Annotated in this window: 19 protein-coding genes and 1 pseudogene; 15 read left to right on the top strand and 5 right to left on the bottom strand. The window is 70.9% G+C overall.

What is annotated here, in order from left to right; all coding sequences use genetic code 11:
* The first annotated feature begins 4 nt into the window (after positions 1-4).
* From A6A29_RS11730 to A6A29_RS11695, 8 genes are all read left to right on the top strand, one after another.
* Entirely contained in the window at positions 5-1,687 is a 1,683-nt protein-coding gene (locus A6A29_RS11730) for an amidohydrolase (protein WP_073719984.1), read from the top strand.
* A 189-nt stretch (positions 1,688-1,876) separates the two neighbouring features.
* Positions 1,877-3,415 (top strand): ABC transporter substrate-binding protein, encoded by a 1,539-nt coding sequence (locus tag A6A29_RS11725; RefSeq protein WP_241838425.1) that lies wholly within the window; start codon positions 1,877-1,879, stop codon positions 3,413-3,415.
* The gene (locus A6A29_RS11720; RefSeq protein WP_073719983.1) at positions 3,412-4,380 is read left to right on the top strand and encodes an ABC transporter permease; all 969 of its coding nucleotides are present in this window, start codon (positions 3,412-3,414) and stop codon (positions 4,378-4,380) included. Before A6A29_RS11725 ends, A6A29_RS11720 begins: the two co-directional genes overlap by 4 nt.
* Positions 4,377-5,240, top strand: a complete 864-nt coding sequence (locus tag A6A29_RS11715) for an ABC transporter permease (protein ID WP_073719982.1) — start codon at positions 4,377-4,379, stop codon at positions 5,238-5,240. Before A6A29_RS11720 ends, A6A29_RS11715 begins: the two co-directional genes overlap by 4 nt.
* Positions 5,240-6,271: an ABC transporter ATP-binding protein gene (locus tag A6A29_RS11710; RefSeq protein WP_079182704.1), complete on the top strand. Its 1,032-nt coding sequence runs from the start codon at positions 5,240-5,242 to the stop codon at positions 6,269-6,271. The genes A6A29_RS11715 and A6A29_RS11710 overlap by 1 nt, the downstream gene beginning before the upstream one ends.
* Positions 6,268-7,131, top strand: a complete 864-nt coding sequence (locus A6A29_RS11705) for an ABC transporter ATP-binding protein (RefSeq protein ID WP_073719981.1) — start codon at positions 6,268-6,270, stop codon at positions 7,129-7,131. The genes A6A29_RS11710 and A6A29_RS11705 overlap by 4 nt, the downstream gene beginning before the upstream one ends.
* 177 nt (positions 7,132-7,308) lie before the next feature.
* Complete coding sequence (locus tag A6A29_RS11700) at positions 7,309-8,247, top strand: TauD/TfdA family dioxygenase (protein ID WP_143196976.1); 939 nt, start codon at positions 7,309-7,311, stop codon at positions 8,245-8,247.
* A gap of 309 nt (positions 8,248-8,556) precedes the next feature.
* Positions 8,557-9,936, top strand: a complete 1,380-nt coding sequence (locus A6A29_RS11695) for a DUF6056 family protein (protein WP_241838424.1) — start codon at positions 8,557-8,559, stop codon at positions 9,934-9,936.
* 40 nt (positions 9,937-9,976) lie between these two features.
* Here the strand turns inward: A6A29_RS11695 and A6A29_RS47990 are convergent, their stop codons facing one another.
* Positions 9,977-10,378: an FCD domain-containing protein gene (locus tag A6A29_RS47990; protein WP_385727312.1), complete on the bottom strand. Its 402-nt coding sequence runs from the start codon at positions 10,376-10,378 to the stop codon at positions 9,977-9,979.
* 408 nt (positions 10,379-10,786) lie between these two features.
* Here A6A29_RS47990 and A6A29_RS11685 point away from each other — a divergent pair, with 408 nt between their 5' ends.
* Positions 10,787-13,525 carry a SpoIIE family protein phosphatase gene (locus A6A29_RS11685; RefSeq protein WP_073719978.1) on the top strand — a complete coding sequence of 913 codons (2,739 nt, stop codon included), beginning with the start codon at positions 10,787-10,789 and terminating at the stop codon, positions 13,523-13,525.
* 39 nt (positions 13,526-13,564) lie between these two features.
* Here the strand turns inward: A6A29_RS11685 and A6A29_RS11680 are convergent, their stop codons facing one another.
* Together A6A29_RS11680 and vph are read right to left on the bottom strand one after the other, a co-directional pair.
* Positions 13,565-14,638 carry a DUF3533 domain-containing protein gene (locus tag A6A29_RS11680; protein WP_073719977.1) on the bottom strand — a complete coding sequence of 358 codons (1,074 nt, stop codon included), beginning with the start codon at positions 14,636-14,638 and terminating at the stop codon, positions 13,565-13,567.
* Between the two features lie 148 nt (positions 14,639-14,786).
* The gene (vph, locus tag A6A29_RS11675) at positions 14,787-15,668 is read right to left on the bottom strand and encodes a viomycin phosphotransferase (protein WP_274535797.1); all 882 of its coding nucleotides are present in this window, start codon (positions 15,666-15,668) and stop codon (positions 14,787-14,789) included.
* A gap of 433 nt (positions 15,669-16,101) precedes the next feature.
* On the opposite strand from vph, the gene A6A29_RS46400 reads away from it, so the two are divergent.
* The 3 genes from A6A29_RS46400 (at position 16,102) to A6A29_RS11660 (ending at position 17,603) form a co-directional block, all read left to right on the top strand.
* The gene (locus A6A29_RS46400; RefSeq protein ID WP_073719975.1) at positions 16,102-16,602 is read left to right on the top strand and encodes an alpha/beta fold hydrolase; all 501 of its coding nucleotides are present in this window, start codon (positions 16,102-16,104) and stop codon (positions 16,600-16,602) included.
* On the top strand, positions 16,535-16,738 hold the full coding sequence (locus A6A29_RS47985; protein ID WP_079182719.1) for an alpha/beta hydrolase: 204 nt from the start codon (positions 16,535-16,537) through the stop codon (positions 16,736-16,738). The genes A6A29_RS46400 and A6A29_RS47985 overlap by 68 nt, the downstream gene beginning before the upstream one ends.
* Positions 16,739-16,910: 172 nt before the next feature.
* Positions 16,911-17,603: an NAD(P)H-binding protein gene (locus A6A29_RS11660; protein ID WP_073720136.1), complete on the top strand. Its 693-nt coding sequence runs from the start codon at positions 16,911-16,913 to the stop codon at positions 17,601-17,603.
* A 62-nt stretch (positions 17,604-17,665) separates the two neighbouring features.
* On the opposite strand, the gene A6A29_RS11655 is transcribed toward A6A29_RS11660, so the two are convergent.
* Complete coding sequence (locus A6A29_RS11655) at positions 17,666-18,064, bottom strand: VOC family protein (RefSeq protein ID WP_073720135.1); 399 nt, start codon at positions 18,062-18,064, stop codon at positions 17,666-17,668.
* A gap of 90 nt (positions 18,065-18,154) precedes the next feature.
* Between A6A29_RS11655 and A6A29_RS11650 the strand changes: the two genes are divergently transcribed.
* Entirely contained in the window at positions 18,155-19,150 is a 996-nt protein-coding gene (locus A6A29_RS11650; protein ID WP_073719974.1) for a helix-turn-helix transcriptional regulator, read from the top strand.
* 90 nt (positions 19,151-19,240) lie between these two features.
* Here A6A29_RS11650 and A6A29_RS47980 read toward each other — a convergent pair.
* Positions 19,241-19,465 (bottom strand): annotated as a pseudogene (locus A6A29_RS47980) (DUF2316 family protein); the annotation flags it as partial.
* Positions 19,466-20,753: 1,288 nt separating this feature from the next.
* Between A6A29_RS47980 and A6A29_RS11635 the strand changes: the two are divergent.
* Positions 20,754-21,377 carry a hypothetical protein gene (locus A6A29_RS11635; RefSeq protein WP_241838423.1) on the top strand — a complete coding sequence of 208 codons (624 nt, stop codon included), beginning with the start codon at positions 20,754-20,756 and terminating at the stop codon, positions 21,375-21,377.
* Positions 21,378-21,796: 419 nt separating this feature from the next.
* Positions 21,797-22,132 carry a hypothetical protein gene (locus tag A6A29_RS11630; RefSeq protein ID WP_143196975.1) on the top strand — a complete coding sequence of 112 codons (336 nt, stop codon included), beginning with the start codon at positions 21,797-21,799 and terminating at the stop codon, positions 22,130-22,132.
* Positions 22,133-22,236: the final 104 nt, after the last annotated feature.

Genomic DNA, 22,236 nt, shown 5'->3' with positions numbered 1-22,236 from the left:
GTTGATGGCGAACACCAGCCAGCGGGCCGACACCATATTCGTGGGAGGACGGGTCTTCACCGGGACCGGGCCGGCTCCGGTGGACGCGGCCGTCGCCGTCGGGGGCGGCCGGATCCTGGCCGTCGGCGACGCGACCACGGTCCGGTCGTTCGCGGGACGGGCCACGGAGGTCGTCGATCTCGCGGGCGGCCTGCTCGTCCCCGGCTTCCAGGATGCCCATGTCCACCCTGCGGTGGCCGGGGTCCAGATGCTCGGCTGCGACCTCAGCGACGAGCACACCGCCGACGGGTATCTGGCGGTGGTCGCCCGGCACGCCGAGAACCACCCCGACGCGTCCTGGATCCGGGGTGGCGGCTGGTCGATGGACAGCTTCCCCGGAGGTACGCCGACCCGCGGCATGCTCGACGCGGTGGTCCCCGACCGGCCCGTCATGCTCACCAATCGCGACGGCCACGGCGCCTGGGCCAACACCCGCGCGCTGGAACTCTCGGGCATCGACCGCCACACCCCCGACCCGGCGGACGGCAGGATCGAACGGGAGCCGGACGGAACCCCGGCAGGCACCCTCCAGGAAGGCGCCGTGGACCTGGTCGGCCGGCACCTGCCCGTCGCGACGGCGGACGAGGCGCACGCCGGACTGCTCGCCGCACAGGAGCACCTGTTCGCCCTCGGGGTGACCGGCTGGCAGGACGCCATGATCGGTGAATTCCCCGGTAACCCTGACAACTTCGACGTCTATCTGCGCGCGGCGCGCGAGGGTTCGCTGCGCGCCCGCGTCGTCGGCGCCCTGTGGTGGGACCGCGACCGCGGCCTCGATCAGCTCCCCGTACTGGAGGAGCGCCGACGTACCGGGCAGGTCGGCCGCTTCAACGCGACCAGCGTCAAGATCATGCAGGACGGCATCGCCGAGAACTTCACCGCCGGAATGCTGGAGCCCTACCTCGACCGCTGCGGCTGCCCCACCGCCAACTCCGGGCTGAGCTTCATCGAACCCGGCCTGCTCGCCGACGCGGTGTGCGCGCTCGACCGCTCGGGCTTCCAGGTCCACTTCCACGCGCTCGGTGACCGCGCCGTCCGCGAGGCCCTCGACGCGCTCGCCGCAGCCCGCGGTGCCAACGGCGTCAACGACAACCGGCACCACATGGCGCACCTCCAGGTCGTCCATCCCGATGACATCGGGCGCTTCGCGAGCCTGGGCGTCGCCGCGAACATCCAGGCACTGTGGGCCGCGCACGAACCGCAGATGGACGAGCTGACCATTCCGTTCCTCGGCCCCGAACGCGCCGCCCTGCAATACCCGTTCGGGGATCTGCGGCGCGCCGGAGCCCGACTGGTCGCGGGCAGCGACTGGTCGGTGAGCAGCCCCGACCCGCTGTGGGGCATTCACGTCGCCGTCAACCGGGCGGTACCCGTCGAGACGCCCAACGCCCCCGGCGGCCCCACGCCGTGCCCGCCGTTCCTCCCCGGACAGGCCCTGACCCTGAGCGAGGCGCTGACCGCGTACACCGCGGGCAGCGCCTGGGTGAACCATCTCGACGACATGACCGGAACCGTCGAGGCCGGGAAGTACGCGGACCTCGTCGTCCTCGACCGCGACCCCTTCGCGCACCCCGCCCCGGAGATCGCCGACACCCGGGTGAGCCGGACCTACGTCGAGGGGCAGCTCGTCCACTCCGCGACCGGCTGACCCCGACCGCGTACGTTCCCCAGCCACCCCAGACAGAGGTAGACGATGTCCGCAGCATCATCAGTCGAAGCCGGATCGCGGCGCGGGCCACGGAGAATCCGGCGCACCGCGGGGACCGCCCTCGCGACGGCCACCGTACTCATCACCGCCGCGTGCAGCGGCACCGCCCAGCCGGACCGGGGCGCCGGCGTGAGCACCGCCCACCGGCTCACCGACCGGACGCCCGCCCCCACCGGCGCACTGGACTCCTTCACCTGGTCGATCTACGCCGAGCCGACCTCGATCGACTACGCCTACGCGTTCGACTACCCGCCCAATCAGATCCTGTCCAACGTCTGCGAGAGCCTGCTGCGCTGGAACCCCGACCTGACGACCTCGCCGAACCTGGCGTCCTCGTACACCAATCCGACGCCCACCACCTGGGTCTACAAGATCCGTCCCGGTGTCCGCTTCCACGACGGGACGGTCCTCACCTCGAAGGACGTCGTCGCCTCGCTGCGCCGCCACCTCGACCCCGCGACGGGCAGCGCCTGGGCCAACTCGTTCCGCAATGTGGAGTCGGTGGCCGAGTCCGGGCCGCTGGAAGTCACCGTCAAGCTGACGAAGCCGGACTCGACCTTCAACAAGCAACTCGCCGCCGGACCCGGCACGGTCGAATCCGCCGCCACCCTGGTCCAGCAGGGCAAGGAGTACGGCAGCCCCCAAGGCGGTGTGAACTGCACCGGCCCCTTCTCGTTCTCCTCCTGGGCCCCGGGCCGGTCGCTGGTGCTCAAGAAGTTCGACGGCTACTGGAACCCGGCCCTCAAGGCACGGTCCGGCCAGGTCAAGTTCGTGTTCCTGAGCGATGCGACGACCCGGGTCAACGCACTCCAGAGCGGTGAGGTGGACGGCGGCTGGGCGGTCCCGTCCGACGCGTTCGGTCAACTCGGCTCCTCCCGGGCGGGAAAGCTCTACTTCGGCCGCAACACGACCGTCGCCGCCGAGGTGGTCGGCAACCTCAAGGGTCCCCTGGGCGATGCCCGGGTGCGCCAGGCCCTCCTCATGGCCATCGACCGCAAGGGCATCGTCGAGGCGGGAGCCGGCGGGGTCGGCGAGGTCGCCGATTCCCTGGTCACCGACAACCTCTGGAGCGAAGCGCCCGCCGGGACGCGCGAGGCCCTCCGCGCGAACCTGCCGACATACGCGTACGACCCGGCCAAGGCCAAGAAGCTCGCCGAGAAGGCCGGCGTGCGCGGCCGGCCGATCGTCATCTCGACCAGCCCGCTCGACTCCCAGACCACGATCATCACGCAGGCCGTCGCCCAGGCGGCCACGGCCATCGGGCTCAAGCCCCGTATCGACACCCTCTCCACGGAGAAGTACTCGACGCTCTTCACCGACCCGGCCGCCCGCAAGGGAACCGATCTCTTCCTCACCTTCTGGTACACGTCGATCACCGACCCGCTGGACATGTACAGCTCCCTGGAGACCGGCGCGTTCACCAACTACGGCGGCTGGTCCAACCCCCGCTTCGACGCGGCCGTCGACCGGGCCGTCGGAACCTACGACCCCGCCGCGCACGCCGCCGCCAACGCGGAGGCCCAGCAGATCGCCATGGAGGAACTGCCCTGGCTGCCCCTGTACACACAGCCCGTGAGCGTCTTCCTCGGCAAACGGATCACCGGCGTCCAGCCGTCGATCGCCTACCTGTACTACCCGTGGGCGGCCGAGATCGGGGCGAACGGATGACGACCGCAGTGACGCGGGCGCTACGGGTCCTGCGCAGGCTGGCCGGTATGGCCGGAACCCTCCTGATCACCTCGTTCCTGGTGTTCTCCTCGCTGTACCTCGTGCCCGGCGACCCGGCGAGCTTCCTGGTGCGCGGCCGTAGCGCGAGCCCGGAGGAACTCGCCCGGATCCGGCTGCAGTACGGCTTCGACGAGCCGTTCCTGGAGCGGTACGGGCACTGGCTGGAAGGCGTGTTCCACGGCGACTTCGGCCGGTCCTACCTCCTCCACCAGGACGTCGGCCCGGTCATCTGGTCACGCCTGCCGTCCTCCCTGCTGCTGGTTGCGGTATCGGCCCTGCTGATCGCGGTGGTGGGCGTCGCGGCCGGGATCATCGGGGCACTGCGGCGCGGCACGCGTACCGACGCGACCCTGATGCTGCTCGTGACGGTGGGGGCCGCCGCCCCCGCCTTCGTGGCCGCACTGCTGCTGAGGTCGGTGTTCGGGGTACGGCTCGGCTGGTTCCCCACCATCGGGAACGGCACCGGAGCCCTCGACAGCCTGTACCACGTGGTTCTTCCCTCGGTGGCCCTGTCCGTGACCTTCATGGCCCTGGTCACCCGCGTGACCAGGTCGGCGATGCTGGACGAACTGGGCCGTGAGCATGTGGAGGTCGCGCTGAGCCGCGGCACACCCCGCCGGACCGTGATCCGGCGTCATGTCCTGCGCAACGCGCTCGGCCCGATCGTCACGGTCTCCGGGCTGCTCGTCTCGGGAATGCTGGTCAGCACCTCGATCGTGGAGACCGCGTTCGGCATGTCGGGCGTGGGCTCTCTCCTCGTCCAGTCGGTCAACCAGATGGACTTCCAGGTCGTGCAGGCGATCGTGCTGCTCGTGGTGACCGCGTTCGTCGTGGTCAACGCACTGGTGGATCTGGTGCATCCGCTGATCGATCCGCGGGTGACCGCAGTGGGGAGCGCACGATGAGCGCACAGATCGCCGACGTGGTGCGCGGCCCGGTCACCCGGATCAGGTCGCTGGGCGGCAGCCGGCTGCAACACCTGTGCCTGCTGCTCCTGATCCTCTTCCTCCTGGTGTCCATGTTCGCACCCTGGCTGGCACCTCAGGACCCGGCCTTCGGTGACCTCGGCGCAAGCCTGCGGGGCCCGAGCGCCGAACACTGGCTCGGCACCGATCAGGGAGGGCACGACACCCTCTCGGCCCTCATCGAGGGGACCCGTACCAGTCTCGCCGGACCCCTCGCGGTGGTGCTGTTCTCCACCGTTACGGGCACAGCCATCGGTCTGTTCACCGCCTGGCGGGGCGGCTGGGCCGACACACTCATCGGCCGGATGCTGGACATCGTGTTCGCCTTCCCCGCACTGCTCGTCGCGATCCTCGCGGTGGCGGTCTTCGGCAAGGGGATGACCGCACCGGTGATCGCCATGGCCATCGCGTACATGCCGTACACCGCGCGCCTGGTGCGCGGCCTGGCCATGCAGGAGAAGGCCAGGCCCTACATCGCGGCCTACCGCGTGCAGGGGCACTCCGGGGTGTTCATCGCGGTCCGCAGACTGCTGCCGAACATCGGCCCGACCGTGCTCGCGCAGTCGACCGTCAACTTCGGCTACGCGCTGCTCGACCTCGCGGCCCTGTCCTTCCTGGGCCTGGGCGTGCAGCCACCTGCACCCGACTGGGGCGCGATGATCAACCAGAGCCAGGCCGCCGTTCTGCAGGGCGAGCCGCTGTCCGCGATCGTGCCCGCGACCGCGGTCGTGCTGGTCGTCGTCGCCTTCAACATCGTCGGGGAGAACATCGGCGACCGGCTCGCGGGGAGGGACTCCTGATGACACTGCTGGAGTACGAGGACCTGAGCGTCGAACTGCCCGGGATGGCCCGCCCGGTCCTCGACCGCGTCGGCCTGACGGTCTCGGCGGGCGAGGTGGTCGCCCTGGTCGGCGAATCCGGCTCCGGGAAGTCGGTCACGGCCCGAGCCGCACTCGGCCTCTTCCCGGCGGGCGCCGGCATCGAGGGACAGGTCCGTGTCGACGGCACCGACCTGGTCGGCGCCGATGCCGCGAGTCTGCGCACCGTACGTACGGCCGCCACATCCATGGTCTTCCAGGATCCCCGGGCGGCCATCAATCCGGTGCGCCGCATCGGGGACTTCCTCACCGAGTCGCTGCGCACGGGCCACCGCTGGCCCAAGGACCGGGCGAACGTCCGGGCCGTCGAACTGCTCACCGCGGTCGGTCTGCCGGACCCCGCCCGGCACCTGAACCAGTACCCGCACGAACTCTCCGGCGGAATGCTCCAGCGCGTCATGATCGCCGGCGCGCTCAGCACCGAACCCCGACTGCTGCTGTGCGACGAGCCGACCACGGCCCTCGACGTCTCCACCCAGGCCGAGATCATGGCCATCCTGGGAAGACTGCAACGTGAACGCGACCTGGGTCTGCTCCTCATCACCCACGACATCGAGCTCGCAGCCGCCGCCTGCGACCGCATCTACGTGATGTACGCCGGGCGGATCGTCGAGACGGCGCCCACGGCCGCACTCTTCGCCGCCCCCCGTCACCCGTACACCGCCGGTCTCCTCAGCTCGTCCCCGCCCCTTTCGGCGCCGGACGGTCCGGTCGCCCGCCTCACCCCGATCCCCGGAGCGCCGATGGGCCTCCTGGACTCCGCGCCCGGCTGCTCCTTCGCGGCCCGCTGCCATGCCGTCCGGCCCGGGCTGTGCGACCAGTCACCGCCGCCCCTGGAACGACACGGCCCGGCTCTGGTCGCCTGCCACCGCACCGACGAACTCACGGATACGCACGGGGCGGCCGACGCGGCGGCGGCCGGATCCCTCTCGCCGAACAAGGAGGACCGTTGACCACCGATCCCACACCCTCGGCGCGAACGCTGCTGGAGGTGAGCGGTCTGCGCAAGACCTACCGGAGGGGAGCGAAGGAGGTCGTCGCGGTCGAGGACCTGTCGTTCTCCGTACGGGCCGGCGGCGCACTCGGCATCGTCGGGGAGTCGGGTTCCGGCAAGACCACCACGGCCCGGATGCTGATCGGCCTCGAACGCCCGGACGCGGGACGGATCCTGGTCCAGGGCGAGCCGCTGGCCGCCACCGTACGCGGGAAGGACGCCCGGCTGGCACGGGCCAAGGCGGTCCAGATCGTCTTCCAGGACCCCTACCTCTCGCTGGACGCACGGATCAGCATCGGCGCGACCATCGACGGGGTGCTGCGCCTGCACGGGCTCCGGGACCGCGCGGCCCGGGCGGCCCGGACCGGGGAACTGCTGGCCCGGGTCCGCCTCGGCGACCGCGAGGCGGCCGCGCTGCCCCGCAGGCTCTCCGGCGGGCAGCGCCAACGTGCGGCGATCGCCAGGGCGTTGGCCGTCGAACCCACGGTGCTCGTGCTCGACGAAGCGGTGTCGGCCCTGGACGTGTCGGTACAGGCACAGGTGCTCAACCTGCTGTCGGACATCCGCCGCGACACCGGCATCGGCTTGGTCTTCGTCAGCCATGACCTGGCCGTCGTCCGGTACGTATGCGACGAGGCGCTCGTCCTGTACCGGGGGAGGACCATGGAACACCGGCCCGTCGCGGACCTGCTCGCGACACCCGGACATCCCTATACCCGGCTGTTGCTGGCATCCGTTCCCCGGCCGGGCTGGGACCCCGACTCGATCAGCCGCCGACGCCGGGAGCTCGATCCCCTGAAGTCGCACGGTCCGGGGTGACGGGGGCGGTGAGAACACGACGGCGCGGAAGGTGCCCCCACAAGTCGGCGGCGGGCCCATCCCATTCCGCTTGATGCCCGTCGGACGGGGGGAAGCTGTTACTGATCACACGATGCCGTCAGCTTGTTCCGGCCTGCGTCATGGGGAACGCCTGTGCGCAGGACGCAGGGGGTGTTCATGGAAGAAGAGTCCGTCGCTGCCGAACGAATTCACCTGTGGGACCGGGACACGCTGGAGGAAGACGCCTGGCTGATCCACCTGCCACCGTCCTGGCTCGCGAGCAGCCTCACCGTCACAGAGCTGACGGACACCGCCGTGCGAGCACCGGAAGATGCGAAGTCCTCACCAGGCTCTCACCCGTTCGAAGAACTGACGGGCCGACTTCTGTCGGCCCTGTGTGACGGGCCGGGACTGGCAGTTGTGCGTGGCCTTCCGCTGGACGGACTCAGCGATCGGGCCTGCGCGGACCTGTGCCGATCGGTCCTCTCCCTGGCGGGCACACCCCGCCCACCGGAGTCCGCCGCGCCGATGGACCATCTCCTCACCACCGTCCGAACCTCCCCGGTATCCGAGGGCGCTGACCGCGACGACCTGCCTCAGGATCCGGTGGAAGAAGCGGCACTGGCTCCGCACACCGACCGTGCGGGGCCATCCGGACCCCCACGCCTGCTCGCACTTCTCTGTGTCAGGCCGGCCTCGACGGGAGGCGAATCTCTGCTGGTCAGCGGTCATACTGTGCACGACCGGCTCTCGGCCGACCGCCCCGCGGTGCTGCCGACGCTCCACCGGGACTTCCATTTCGGCGCGGAACGGAACCTGGCACGCTCCGGGCCCGTCTTCACCCGAACCAACGGCCGGCTCACCGTGCGGTACAACAGGTACCAGATCGAACGCGGCCACCAGGCGGCTGGCGAGCCACTGACCGCAGCGCAGGTGGAAGCCCTCGACGCCTTCGACGAAGTGCTCGGCGACGAAAGCCTGTTCCTGCGCCTGCCCCTGCGCAGGGGAGACCTTCTCATGCTGGACAACAACACCGTTCTGCATGGCCGGACCTCCTTCACCGACCATTCCGATCCGCTCCGGCACCGTTGCCTGGCCCGCGCCTGGGCGGACTGAACCGCTCTCCGGCAGCACCCGTGGTGGCACCGAATGGGCGAAGCCGTCGGGCACTTCCCCGAACCGGCCCCAGGGATGCCGCCGCGGGAGCGGGCGGGCTGCTAGCAATGTTCCTGCGTCGGGGAAGCCGTGTTCCCGTGGCCGGCCCGGTTCGACCGCTCGTCCTGGCGGCCGGCACTTCCTGTGATCCCGATGCGGAAAGGGGCACCAGCCGTGGAGTGCGTGCAGGAGAGGTCCGATCAGGAGCGAAGTACGGAAGGTGCTCAGGACCGTAGTCCGAGGCGGTGGTGGGGGCCGCTCCCGGTCGGAGTGCTTTCGCTCCTGCCGATCCTCCTGCTCGCGGCAGCGGCCTGGGCCGGGCGCCGGGTCCGTCCCAGCGGTGACGACTGGTGCTTCCTGCCCGTGGTCCGGGAGGGCGGGCTGTCCGCGATCGTGGACACGTTCTACTCCATGGACAACGGGCGTGTCGTGAACGCGGTGCTGGTCTGGTCCTACGCGCGGTTCGGCGTGGCAGGCCACCAGTGGTTCGGTCCGGTCAGCGGTGTGCTGATCCTCTGCCTCCTCTGGGCGTTCATCGCCACGGTCCTGCCAAGAGCGCGACTGAGCGCCCCGCGGGGAGTCCCGCTCCTGGTGGCATCCATGGTGACGGCACTGTTCCTGCTCGGTTCCCCCAACACCTACAAGACGTTCTACTGGCCCGCGGCATCCGTTTCGCACACCGTGCCCCCCGTGCTCGCCTGTGCCGCGGCCATCCCCCTGCTGCGTGCCGCGTCGCGGCGGGGGAGGACCTTCGCCCTGCTGACGGTCTTTCTCGCGGGGCTGCTCCTGGGCCTGCTGTCGGAGGAGACCTCCGTCGTCGCCGTGGCCGTCCTGGGCGCTCTGCTGCTGATCAGCGGCCGGGTCCTGGCACCGGCGCGACGCCGCTTCGTCCGGTGCTGGTGCGCCGCCGGGATCGCGGCCGTCCTGATCTCCGGGCTGATCCTCTTCACATCGCCGGGTGCACGGCATCGCCGTGAGAAGCACGGCGCCGCCTCGATGCTCGACCCCGAATCGCTCCTCGCGTCCCTGCGAGGCTTCGCCGACATCGCCGTCGCGTGTGTCACGACGTGGCAGTACCTGGGCGCCGTCGCGGTCGGCATCCTCCTGGCGCTGCTGGACCGGCGTCCCCGAGGCCGGACCGCCCCCGCGAAGGACCTGGCGCTATGGGCCGGGGCGGGCATCTGCGCCCTGCTGGTCTCCGGCTACGTCTGTACGGTCATCACGTACCCCGCATTCGGACAGAGCGTCGCGACGTCCACGCGCCTGTGGAACGACTACCTCCTGCTGTATCTCCTGCTTCTCGTCCTCGTGGGAGTTCTTCTCGGTCGAGGGTGGCTGCGCCATGGGCAACGGATCGCACTGCCCCTGGCCACCGGGGCAGCGATGTGCGGCCTCGTCTGCCTTTCGCTCGCCATGTCGCTCGGCAGCCTCGACAGCGACATGGCGGCACGGGCACAGCAATGGGATGCCCAGGACAACTGGCTGCGCAGCCGATCCGCGGCCGGTGCCCAGGTTCTTCCGTACCAGCGGCTGCCCATCAGCAAAATGACCGAACCGTTCAGCCGTCGCATGGCCTGGCCCGCCTCCTGCGTCGCCGACTACTACGGCCTCACCGGCGTCACCCGAGCTGCCGGGCGCTCCTGGGAATGAGCACATCGGGCTGCGCTGTCGTGAGGTGCCGGGACGTACCTCAGGCCCCGTTCTCCTGCCTGAGCCGGCGCTGGAGGCTGAGGGTCAGATGTTCCGTCATGGCCTCGGCGGCGCGGTCGGCCTCCCCGCGCACAATGGCGCGCACGACACGCTCGTGTTCGGCCAGCGTCGGATCCTCGGCGATCAGATGTCCAGCGTCTTCATCTCGTCCGACGCCTGCCGGTGGTACGAGTCCGGCCCCGTCCGCGACGTCCTGATCAGGAACAACGCGTTCCTGCGCCCTGCGAGCCCGGTGATATTCGTCGAACCCACCGACCAGGTGACCGACGAGGCGGACGCGGTGCACCGCAACATCCGAGTCGAGGACAACGAGTTCAGGGCCGGTCGCCGCGGTCGACCGGAACGGCAAGGTCACCGCCAGGGCAGCCGGCACCGTCACCATCACCCCCATCATGAGCAGCCGGCTCGGCGATATCAGTGGTACGCCGGTCACGCTCAGGGTCGGGGCGGAGACCGGGCCCGCCGACCGTCGCCCACCGCCACCGCGTGGACCGTCATCCGTGACCAGGCCGCCGACCGCTCGGACGGTGCGCTCGCGCTCACCCCGTGACCACTCCTCAAGTCCCGTCGTGAACCCGGCAGCCGCGACGGAGGCCCTCCCCGCTCCGGTACACGCGGGGATGCCGGCCATCCCTGCCGGCCCATCCCTCCGGCGTATCGGCCAGGCACGCGCGCCCCGTCCGATCCCGCCCCGGAACCGCCGGTGGGCCGTGACCCCGACGTGTGAGGCGGTTGCCGCGCACGGCGCGGTCAGCCGCGCTGCGGACCCGCCCTCGGTGATGCTGGGCGGATGGGCGAGCATCAGTATCCGCGGCGGTCTCCCACCTGGCGTCCTCGCCGGTTCCCCGGCCCGCTGGTTCCACGGAGTGTCGCAGGACAGGTTTTCCTGCTCCAGGTGGTCGTGGCGGTCGTGCTCGTCGCTGCGATTCTGCTGGTGCTCGTCGTCCAATCCCGGCAGCGCGCCACGGACGAGGCGCGGGACAAGTCGCTCGCCGTGGCCGTCGTATTCCGGGACGCGCCCGGCACCGCCGCCGCGATGAGGTCGGCCCACCCCACCCTGGTGCTGCAGCCCAGTTCGGAGAAGATGCGCAAGGACGCCCACGTGGGCTACGTCGTCGCATTCGACCCGAACGGCATCCGCTGGTCCCACCCCGACCCGAACCGCATCGGCGGCCATGTCACCGGCACCTTCGGACCCGCGCTCACGGGCAAGCCGTTCCAGGAGACGTTCGACAGCGCTCTGGGCCGAGCCGTCGACACGACGGTCGCCGTCTTCGACGACAAGGGCCGGGTCGTCGGACTGATCTCGGTGGGGATCTATGTCAAGAGCGTGAACGAGATGGTCGGACGCGAGTTGCCGGCTCTCCTCGCGGTCGCCGGCGGGGCACTCCTGCTGGCCGCGGCCGGCTCGGCGGTCGTGAGCAGACGGCTGCGCCGCCAGACCCGTGGACTGGGGCCCGCCGAGATGACCCGGATGTACGAGCATCATGACGCGGTCCTGCACTCGGTCCGGGAAGGTGTGCTCATCATCGACGACCGCGGAGTGCTCACGCTGGCCAACGACGAGGCGCGACGCCTGCTCGACCTGCCGCGCGACGCCGAGCAGCGCGAGGTGGCCGGCCTCGGCCTGGCCCCGGACACCACACAACTCCTGGTCTCGGGCAGAACGGCCGACGACGAGGTCCACTCCACCGCAGACCGGTTGCTCGCCGTCAACCTCCGTACCGTCGAGGGCGGAGGGGGCCCGACGGGCAGCGTGGTCACGCTGCGGGACACGACCGAGCTGCGCGAGCTGGCGGGCCGGGCCGAAGTGGCACGGTCACGGCTGCAACTGCTCTTCGACGCCGGGACACACATCGGCACCTCCCTCGACGTGGTGCACACAGCCGAGGAACTGGCGGCCGTGGTGGTGCCTCGGTTCGCCGATTTCGCCACCGTGGAGCTGCTGGACCCGGTACTGCACGGGGAGGAACCGACCGGAGCCGCCACCGACATGCGCCGCACGGCGATTGCCGGTATCCGCGACGACCACCCCCTCCACCCGGTGGGGGAGATGCTGCACTTCCCTCCCGGCAGTCCTGCGGCGCTCGGTGCGGCCGACGGCCGGGCCGTCCTCACGGCCGAGCTCCCGGCCTCCGACGGCTGGATCGCCCAGGACCCGGCACAGGCCCGTGCGGTGCTGGACTACGGCATCCACTCCCTGGTCTCCGCACCGCTGCAGGCACGTGGTGCGGTGCTGGGCAGCGTCGGCTTCTGGCGCAAGGACAAGGCCCCCTTCGAGCCCGAGGATCTGTCCGTCGCCGAGGAACTGGCAGCCCGAGCGGGTGTGGCCATCGACAACGCGCGCCGTTTCACCCGCGAGCACACCATGGCGGTCACCCTTCAGCGGAGTCTGCTCCCTCGCGTCCTGCCCACGCCCTCAGCCCTGGAGGTGGCCCATCGCTACCTTCCGGCCCAGCCCGGAGTGGGTGGGGACTGGTACGACGTCATCCCGCTGCCCGGAGCCCGGGTCGCGCTGGTGGTCGGCGATGTCGTCGGCCACGGCCTGCACGCCGCCGCCACCATGGGCCGGCTGCGCACCGCCGTGCACAACTTCTCCACCCTCGACCTGTCCCCGGACGAACTCCTCGCCCGCCTCGACGACGTCGTCAGCCGTCTCGACACGGAGGGGGACAGCGACGTCGAAGTCTCCGGCGCCACCTGTCTCTACGCCATCTACGACCCGGTCACCGGCAACTGCACCCTGGCCAGGGCCGGTCACCCGGGCCCCGCCCTGGTACTCCCCGACGGTACGGTCACCTATCCGGAGATCCCCGGGTCCCCGCCGCTCGGAATCAGCGAAGGACTGCCGGTGGAGACCACCGATCTCGTGCTGCCCGAAGGGAGCAGGCTGGTCCTGTTCACCGACGGACTGGTCGAGCGGCGGGGCCGCGACATCGACACCGGACTGGAGTTGCTGCGCACCACGCTGGATCGCTCCGGTCACCTCGGTCCGGAGGCCACCTGCCAAGTGGTCCTCGACGCCCTGCTGTCCGCCCGGCCCACGGACGACGTGGCCCTGCTCGTCGCCCGCACCCGTCTCCTGGACCCCGGCCACGTCGCCGACTGGGACGTACCCGACGACCCGACCGCTGTCTCCGGGATCCGGGCCGAGGCGGCTCGCGTGGTGAAGGGGTGGGGCCTGGAGGACGTCGCGTACACGATGGAACTCATCGTCAGTGAACTGGTCACCAACGCGATCCGCTACGGGAGTCCGCCGATCCGGCTCCGTCTGCTGCACGACGACGACACCCTGATCTGCGAAGTCGCCGACGACAGCAGCACCGCCCCGCACGTACGCCGGGCCGCCACCACCGACGAGGGCGGGCGCGGCCTGTTCATCATCGCCCGGCTCGCGCACCGCTGGGGCACGCGCTACACCGCACGCGGCAAGGTCATCTGGGCCGAGCAGTCCCTCGTCACCGGGGTTCCCGACAGCAGCGCGGACGGCGAAGCCCTCCTGGACCAGTGGACGGACGACGAGTGGTGAGCGCCCGCAGACCGGGAGCGCCGTTCCGGTGACTCGACATCAGGGGCGGCGACGGCCCTGCCCCGCAGGAGCGCCGGCCCGTGACGCGAGAACTCCGCACAGCAGTGCCACGGCCGCGCCGCCGGCAGCCCAGACGGAGAGCGTCCGCAACGGACCGCCGGCGCCGTTGCCGCTGAAGTAGGCGATCGAGCGTGCGGCATCCAGGCCCGCGCCGGGAGGCAGCGAGGGGCCGATCGTGCGCCAGAACGTGGGCAGCAGCTCGGTGGGACACACCCCGCCCGCGCTCGGCACACCGAGGACGACCACGAGCAGGAGAGCCAGACCGATTCCGAGCACGCCCGCCAGTTCGTACAGCGCGAGCGTGAGTGCTCCGACCGCCAGAACCAGCAAGGATCCGAGCCCCCACAACGCCCAGAAGTTCCCCGGAGCCGCGTCCATAAGAGGCCCGGCGACCAGCGTACCGAGCAGTCCCGCAAGGACCGAGTACAACAGCAGCACCCCCAGGGCGGCTGGAGCGAGATGTGCCCCTGCCCGGCCGCCGCCCGCCCTGAAAGCCAGTACCAAGGCGCACAGGATGCTGCCCGCACACCAGCCCACGACGAGCGAGAAGCAGGAGAGGGAACGGGGGTCGCCCGGTGCGGTGGGGACCACGTCCCGGATGCGGACCGTGCGCCCGTGGAGTTTCTCGGCCGCGGTGACGTGCGCGGCGAGTTCCTCGGCGAGCAAGGGGCCCGCGCCACCGGCGACCAGCAAAAGGTCGGCGGTGCCGTGCGGGGCGAGGACGAGCGCGCCGGCCACCTCCCGATCGCGGATCTGTTTCCGGGCGGCGGCCTCGTCGGCCACCTGGCGCGGATCCACCGGCTCACCGGGGAGCAGCGCGAGCCGGTAGAACGCGTCGTCGGCGATCCGCGTGGTGGGGGCCGTGACGGCCAGCGGAATGCGGTGCGGGGTGTGTTCGAGGAACGCGTCGATGCACGACAGGACAAAGGCGGTCTGCAGCACCAGTACCCCGAGGAGCAGGAGCGCCGATCGCCCGCTCCCAGCACCTCTGATGCCGCGGAGCCCGATCGCCGAGTGACCGCCGAGTCCGCCGTCCGAGCTCTGCGCTGCCATACGCCCAACTTCGGCGCAAGCCGGTGCGGGCGCAGCCGGGGCGGGGCCGAACGGCTGATCACGTACAGCAGCGGCGCCTACGCACGAGCGGGTGTCACCGACCCACTGGGAGCGCCACGGATCTGACCGGCGCTCCCGGCTCCCGGGCCTACCGGTAGCCGATGAGACCGTCCGTCAGCTCTTCCTCGTCGCCGTCACGCTGCGCGTACAAAGCTTGCTGGAGGGCGAAGGTGCCGCGGATCGCGGCGATCCGCCCGGCCATCTCGTGGTCGGCCCAGCCGCCGAGCGTGAGCACCCGGCCCAGCAGTTCCTCGCCGTGGCCGGCCCCGACCGCGGCCAGGTCCTCGGCCGGGTCTCCGACGGTGACCTCGTCCCAGTCGACGACACCACTCAGGCGAGGCAGACCGCCAGAGGTTTCCCACAGCACGTTCTCGCCTCCGAGGTCGCCGTGGACCACGGCGGCGGTGAGGTGGGGGAGCGCGTCGAGCGCGATGAGCTCGCGCGCGGCGCGCTCCCGCCCGCTGTCGGACATCAGCGGGAACAGCTCGGCGCGCACCCCCGCCCCGAACTCCTGCCACTCCCTCTCGGGAGCCAACGGCAGCGCGGCGCGCACACTCTCGTCGCTGCCCGCGGCGGCGAGAGCGGACAGGAGGGTGACGTACTGCGTTGCCACTGCCTCGGCCACCGCGGGGCTGTCGCACGCGTCGTCCTCCAACGGCGCCCCGGGGATTCGGCTCAGCACCAGGTACGGAGGTCCGTCGGAGGCCCGGCAGCCGGACTCGGCAAGCGGACGCGGAGTACGGAAGCCGAGGTCAAGCCCTGCGAGGGCGCGCAGTACGCCCGCGCGTGCGGGCAGCCGAGCTGCGGCCGCTTCGGTGCGGGCGAAGCACACCACCCGGTCCGAGCCGATCACCACATGGTGGAACTGCCCTTGGTGGAAGGTGAGTTCGTCCACCCTGTCACCGGGCAGCAGCCGGCTCAGCACATCGTGGTGCGTCTCGATGATTCCCATGGTGGGTGAACTCTCCACTTCTCAGGCTTCCGCAGGCTCTCCAACGGTGTGCAGTGACATGCTGAACCAGTAGCGTTCCGGATCATGAAGAAAGCCGCAGCTCTGGGCGTGTTCGCCCTCTCTGTCGTCACTCTCGCCACGACGGCCGGGCCGCCCGTTTTCGCCTCCTCGTCCGGCGGAGGGGACGGTCTGGGCCGGTTCCGCAGCCAGTCCGTCGACTGGGCCGGGTGTGATGACACCTCGCTCGCCGCGAGCGGGACACAGTGCGCGCGGGCCAGGGTTCCGCTCGACTACGGCACGCCGGAGGGGCGCACCATCGAGGTCGCCGTCTCACGTCTGAAATCGTCTGATCCGGCGAAGCGGCGTGGCATTCTCCAGACCAACCCCGGCGGCCCCGGGGTCCGGGGGCTCGGCATGCCCCGGGACCTGCGGAAGGTGATGAGTCCCCGGGGTGGCAGCGGTGTACGACATCATCGGCATGGACACCCGTGGGCTCGGGAGGAGTACCCCGGTGGACTGCGGGCTGACCCGCGGCACCTGGCTCCACGCCCCGGGGGCGGACCGGGCGGGATTCGACCAGAGCGTGCGGCTGTCCCGCATGGACGCCCGCAGGTGCTGGGACAAGCACCCCGATGTGCTGCCCCACCTCTCGACCCGCAATATCGCCCGGGACGTGGACATCGTCCGCAGCGTGCTGGGCGAGCGGAGGACGTCGCTGTTCGGGCAATCGTACGGAACGGTTCTGGGCTCCACCTTCGCCCAGATGTTCCCCCGCAGGGTCGACCGGCTGGTCCTGGACAGCGCACCGATCCCGCCGAGTACCCGCTCCGCATGGTGCGACGCGCGGGACCCGCCAATGAGAAGGCGCTCGACGACTTCGCGGCCTGGGCCGCACAGCGGCACCGCGAGTACGGACTCGGCAGCACGCCCGCCGCGGTACGTACCGGCGTAGAGGGGACGATCGAACGGGCGGCACAGAAGCCGGTCCCGTCTACGCGTACTACCCGAACGGCTGCGTGAACCGGACCGTCAACACCTACCTGCTGAACGGCACCCTGCCCGCCCGGGACACCGTCTGCGACGCATAGCGCGACCCCGGAGCGATCCCGGTGACGTGGTGTACCCGTGGCTCCCGGTCCCGGTGATCCAGCAGGACGGGCGGCCGCACGGCCCGGCGGCCCGCTCGCGGAGGTGTGTCATACAAAGGTTCTTGGAGTGATGGACGTGTACGAGCAACGCCGGAGTGGGCACGGGCATGACGTGCATATCGTTATCGCCGGCGGCCACGGCCGCGTCGCGCTCGCGCTCTCTCGTCTGCTCGCAGCCCGGGGGCACAGGATCTCCGGGATCATCCGCCGTCCGGAACAGTCCGACACCCTCCGGGCGGCAGGTGCCCGAACGCTGCTCCTGGACCTGGCCACCGCCACGGCAGCGCAGCTCGCTGTCCTTCTCGCCGGCGCGGACGCGGTCGTCTTCGCCGCCGGTGTCGGGCGGGGAGACGCGTGCCGGGCGCACCCCGTCGACCGCGATGCCGCCCTGACGATGGCGGACGCCGCAGAGCGTGTCGGCGTTCGCCGCTACATCATGCTGTCCGCCCTGGGCGCCGATCCCACCATGGAGTACCCGGTGGACCCCGTGGTCGAAGCGTTCATGCGGGGCAAGGGCGAAGTCGACGAGAACCTTCTGTCCCGCCCCGCTCTGGACTGCACGATTCTGCGCCCCAGTTGGTTCCGGGACAGCGCAGGCACCGGCAGGGTCCGCCTCGCGGAGTCCACCGGTCCGGGCGAGGTGAACCGCGCCGACGTCGCGGCCGTCCTCGCCGCATTGCTCGCCACTCCCGCGACAGCGGGCCGGACCCTGGAACTCATCTCCGGCACCACACCCATCCACGCAGCCGTCGCCGCTGCCTGCCGACGCTCCTACCGGGCGCCCCGCCCCGCCCCTTTCGAATGACCAGGCCGCGCCCGTCTGCGGGGCCGGAGGCGAAGCCGTACACCTGCGGGGTCGTGTTGCCCTCAGCGGGTGAACTTCTCGACGGCGGCCGGTGTGACGGGGGTGAAGAAGTTGACGAGGTTGCCGTCGGGGTCGCGGAACAGGAGCGCGCGGTTACCCCAGGGCATCGTGGTGGGATCGTTGACGAAGTCCTCCACGAAGGCGGTCAGGTTCTTGTGCACGCTGTCCACGTCGGCGACAAGGAATTCGAGGATGACGCTGTGATTGTCGGCCGGGCGGGCGGAGCCGGGCGCGAACAGAGGGACGGTACGGGTGCTGCCGATCGCGAGGGTGGCCGAGGGGGTCCTGAGCTCGGCAAAGTCCTCGTTGGACCAGGCGGCAGGTACTCCGGTGGCGCGCTCGTAGAAGTCGACGAGGCGGGCGACGTCGTCCGTGATGATGCGGACAGAGACAAAGTTCATGGAGATTCTCCTGGTCGGCCGGTGCTCTGATCGCACGCTACGACGAATACCGGGCGGAACCCGCCCGGTATGTGCGGGAGACTTCTGGGCATGCCCCGCCCCATTGCCCGCGTGCTCACCCTGCTGGAACTCCTGCAGTCGGGAGGCCTCCGGACCGTGGCCGAACTCGCCGAGCGGCTCGACGTCGACGAACGCACCGTACGGCGCTACGTCGGCCACCTCCTCGACCTCGACGTGCCCGTCGAATCGGTGCGCGGCCGCTACGGCGGCTACCGGCTCGCCCCCGGATACCGGATGCCTCCGCTCATGCTGAGCGATGACGAAGCGCTCGCCGTCCTGCTCGGCCTGCTCGCGGGCCGTCGCGCCGGCCTGGCCACGGACACGGCGAGTGAGACGGCGGCGGCCAAGATCCGGCGGGCGCTGCCCGAGCGGCTGAGCCTCAGACTGCGCGCCGTGCTCGGCTCCCTGGCCTTCACGGCTCCGCCGGGCGAAGCGGTCGCCCCGGAATCCGCGGTCCTGCTCCCCCTCGCCGACGCGGTGAACCATCACCGGCCCGTCTCGATCCGGTACGCCGCCGCCGACGGCCGGCGCAGCGAACGCACACTGCACCCGCACGGGGTCGTCGCCCACTCGGGCAGGTGGTACGTAACGGCTGCGGATCTCACGACCGGCGAGGACCGCACGTTCCGCCTGGATCGCATCACCGGTGTGAGAACGCTGCCCGGATCGTTCGAGCCACCCGCCGGTCTCGACCCGGCGAAGCGCGTTCTGACAGGGCTCGCCACAGCTCCGTACCGGCATGAAGTGAGCCTGCGGATTCAGGGGACGGCCGAGCAGATTCACTCCCGGCTTCCCGAAAGTGTCGCGCTCGTGGAGGAACTGCCCTCCCCGAGCGGCGCGGATCCGGGGACCGGGCGCTGGTCCCGTGTCGAGCTGCGTGTGGACCGGCTCGACTGGCTTCCTGCTGTACTCGCCTCGCTGGACCGGCCCTTCGTCATCGAACGCCCGGATGAGCTCCGCGGCCTCGTCGAAGCTCTCGCCGAACGGCTCACGAACTCCGCCCGGCGAAGCCCGCCTCACGTATGACGGACCGGAAGCCCCCGTACTGGTCAGCGCTGAGTCCCTTCGAGGGCGGTGCTCCTCGCCCGGCGCGCGGCGCAGGGGGAACCAGAGGGCGGCGGCGAGGCGTGCTCTCCGGGTGAGGACGCTGTAGGGGTCGGGGGTCGCGCCGCGGGCCTGGACCAGCTTCTCCAGGTGGTCGCGCAGCAGCCACACATCCTGCGGCTTGCACTGTTCGCGCAGGTTGATCGTGTCGTCGAACTGCTGGGAGGTGACGTCCAGGTGGGCCTGGATCTCTTCGGGGGGTGGTGCCCGCCAGACGGAAGTTGGCCGGCGACTCATCCTTTGTCCGGGCCCGTTGTTCGTCGTTGAGAGACATGGTGTTCCTTCGGAGAGTTCGGCGGGAGTGGAGTCGTGTGCTGTTCGCCGTGCGGACGGGGGAGGCGCAGGGAGAGCGATGACCGGCGAGCGGGGCTTTCGCCGCGTGGGGGCTCAGCGTTCGCTGTCGGGTTGGGCGGGCTGCGGGGCGGCGCAGCGATCGCCCACGGCTGCGGGAAGGGCTTGGGCGATGCGGTGGGGGCGCCCGGCTCCGATCAGGGCGACGAATGTCGCCGTTCCGTCGGCCCTGGGCCAGGATGCAGGCGATCGCGGCGTGGATGGTGGCGACGCCGTCCACATTCTGCGCCGGGCCGGTCATGTGCGCGGCGGCGCGGCGGTCAGCGCGGGTCGTCGGAGAGGGGCAGGACGTTCAGGGGAACGCCATTGCCGGGCGCGGCCGGATGATCCGGCGCGGGCGTGGCCGTCATCGCCTGATGATACGAGGTTGGCCTCCTGCGACCGGTCCCTCCAATGAGCCTTCGACGCAATCGGCGACCTGGCTGTCGGGATCCGGGGTGACGGGCTCGACCTCGTGGTGACGAACCGGCTGGTCCGTACGCTGTGCGCCCCGGTGCCGGTCCGTCCCCCGGCGGCCCCGTCCCCGGTCGCCGGCACGCCCTCGGGGGTGTGGCGTCCGGTCGCTTCGGCGTCCTCAGTTGTGGGCGGTGCGGCCGCGGTCGGGGGTCATGAGGTAGGCGATCGCCATGTCGCTGAGTTCGCCCGCGTACCGGCGTTGGGCGGCCGCGCCCGTAGCGGGGTCGGGGCGTACGGAGTTGTGGAAGCAGGCGCCGAGGGACGGCGCGGGCCACGGTGTCCAGCGCCGCCTGTGCGTCGGAGCGCCGGATCTGGTCGGCGTACGGGGCTGCCGCTTCGAGCAGGAGGCGGTGCATCTCGGTGATGGTGCGGGCCCCGCGGTCCAGGGCGCGCGTTCCCCGCGCCCGCATCAGTTCGGGGAAGAGCTTGCTGCCGTCGGCGAAGGACTGCAGCAGTGCGTTCGCGTAGGCCTCCATGACGCCGGAGAGTGACGGTTCGGCCGCGCGCAGCCGCTCGGCCACGTACTCCTCGCGCCGTTCCAGCATCCGCTCGGTCAGGGCGGTGATCAGCTGTTCTTTGTCTTCGAAGCGGCGGTAGATCGTGCCGACCGAGACGCCGGCGCGTCGGGCGACGCCGGTGATCGTCATCTCTTCCAGACCGGACGAGGAGGCGATTTCCTCGGCAGCCCGCGGTACGCGAGCCAGTGTCGCGGCGCTGCGTGCCTGCCTGGGTTCCCGGTAGGGCGCTGGACGGACACCGCTTCCGGACGCTGCTGGGACGCCAGGGGCTCCTCGAACTCCTGGCCGAGGACATCGAGGAGGGCAACGCCTTCCTGCGCGAGTGTGCTCGCACCTCCGACGGCAGCTTCAAGGCAGGCACGACCGTGCTCGCGACGCAGGGCCTCACCCCCGGCGCGTTCCTGGCCTGGATGGACAGCGCATTCGCGGGCGACGAGAGCGCACTCCTCGCAGCGCACCCCGAGCACTACGTGAGGGGCACCGATGCCATCGGAGCGCGCGTGGTGGAGAACATCGGCACCCACGTCAGTGACTTCTACATGGGCGGCTGGGGAACGGACGCACTGGCCTGGGCAGCGGACGCGGACGAGGTTCTCCCGGAGTCCGCGTATCCGCGCAAGATGTCCTCGAACCTGTTCCTGGCCGACGGCACCGTCGTCGGGCGGGCGCTGATCCAGTTCGGTGACACCGCCGACGGCTTCACCGCAAACCTGACGGTCTACCTGCCCACCACGTGCCCGGACGACGTCCTGGAGCATCACCTCCGGCACTACGCCGTCGAGTTCAGGAACTGGATCGTCGCCGCGGCGGCGGCCCGCGCCTGAGGATCACGGCCGGGCGTCGGGTCTCGGTCACAGCCCACCGGGGCCGAATCGGCCCGATGTCCGGCCCACGGGCCGCGCGGCCGGCGACCGCATCGGGGCCGTACGGACCACCCGCTGCGGCGTACGTGGCCGGGGCGCCCAGCGCAGTCCGGCCTTCTGCACCACCCCGGCCCGGACGGGGGCTCCGTCCTCTCCGCGCACGGCATGAAGCACAGAAAGACTCACTATGAATCTTCCCCGCCCTGATCCTCAGCAGCGTCTTCCCCGGCCACCGAGGGCTGCGAACCCGCCTCACGGGAGCTCTGCTCTTCTCCGTCGCGGCGGGCGCCGCTGTCGCCGCCGTCCTTCAGTTCGCCACCCACTCGGTCGACGGCAACTACTGGCTCACCGCCCTCGGAGTCACCCTCGGCATGGCCGCCATGTCCACCACCCTCCTGGGGCTCCAAGCCCTCCTCGGGATGGCCGGCTTCGCCCTCGGCAGCGCACTCATGATGCTCCGGGGCAACCCCCTCTCGGGCCTCGCCATCGGCCCCCACTGGCTCCCCACAAGCTGGGCCGCCGTCGGTCAACTCCTCCCCCCCCCGGGCGCCTCCGGCAGCCTCGTGCGCACCAACGCCTTCTTCGACGGCACAGGCGCCGGCCTCCCCGCCCTGGTGCTCACCGCCTGGGTCGTCATCGGTGTCGCCCATGCCTTCTTCGCCGACCGGCGTGGCAAGCGCTCCACTTCCGCCCGCCCGGGGACCGCCACCGCCTGACGGCAGACACGTGCCGCGACCTGACCAGCAGACAGGCGCGGCACCTGCTCCGCGTCATCACCCGCCGCAGCGACGCCGCTCCAGGGCCGACGTGGTCGGGACCG

This window comes from Streptomyces sp. TSRI0281 (genome assembly GCF_001905125.1).
Classification (GTDB): Bacteria; Actinomycetota; Actinomycetes; order Streptomycetales; family Streptomycetaceae; genus Streptomyces.
This window is presented reverse-complemented; position numbering and strand designations above follow the sequence as displayed.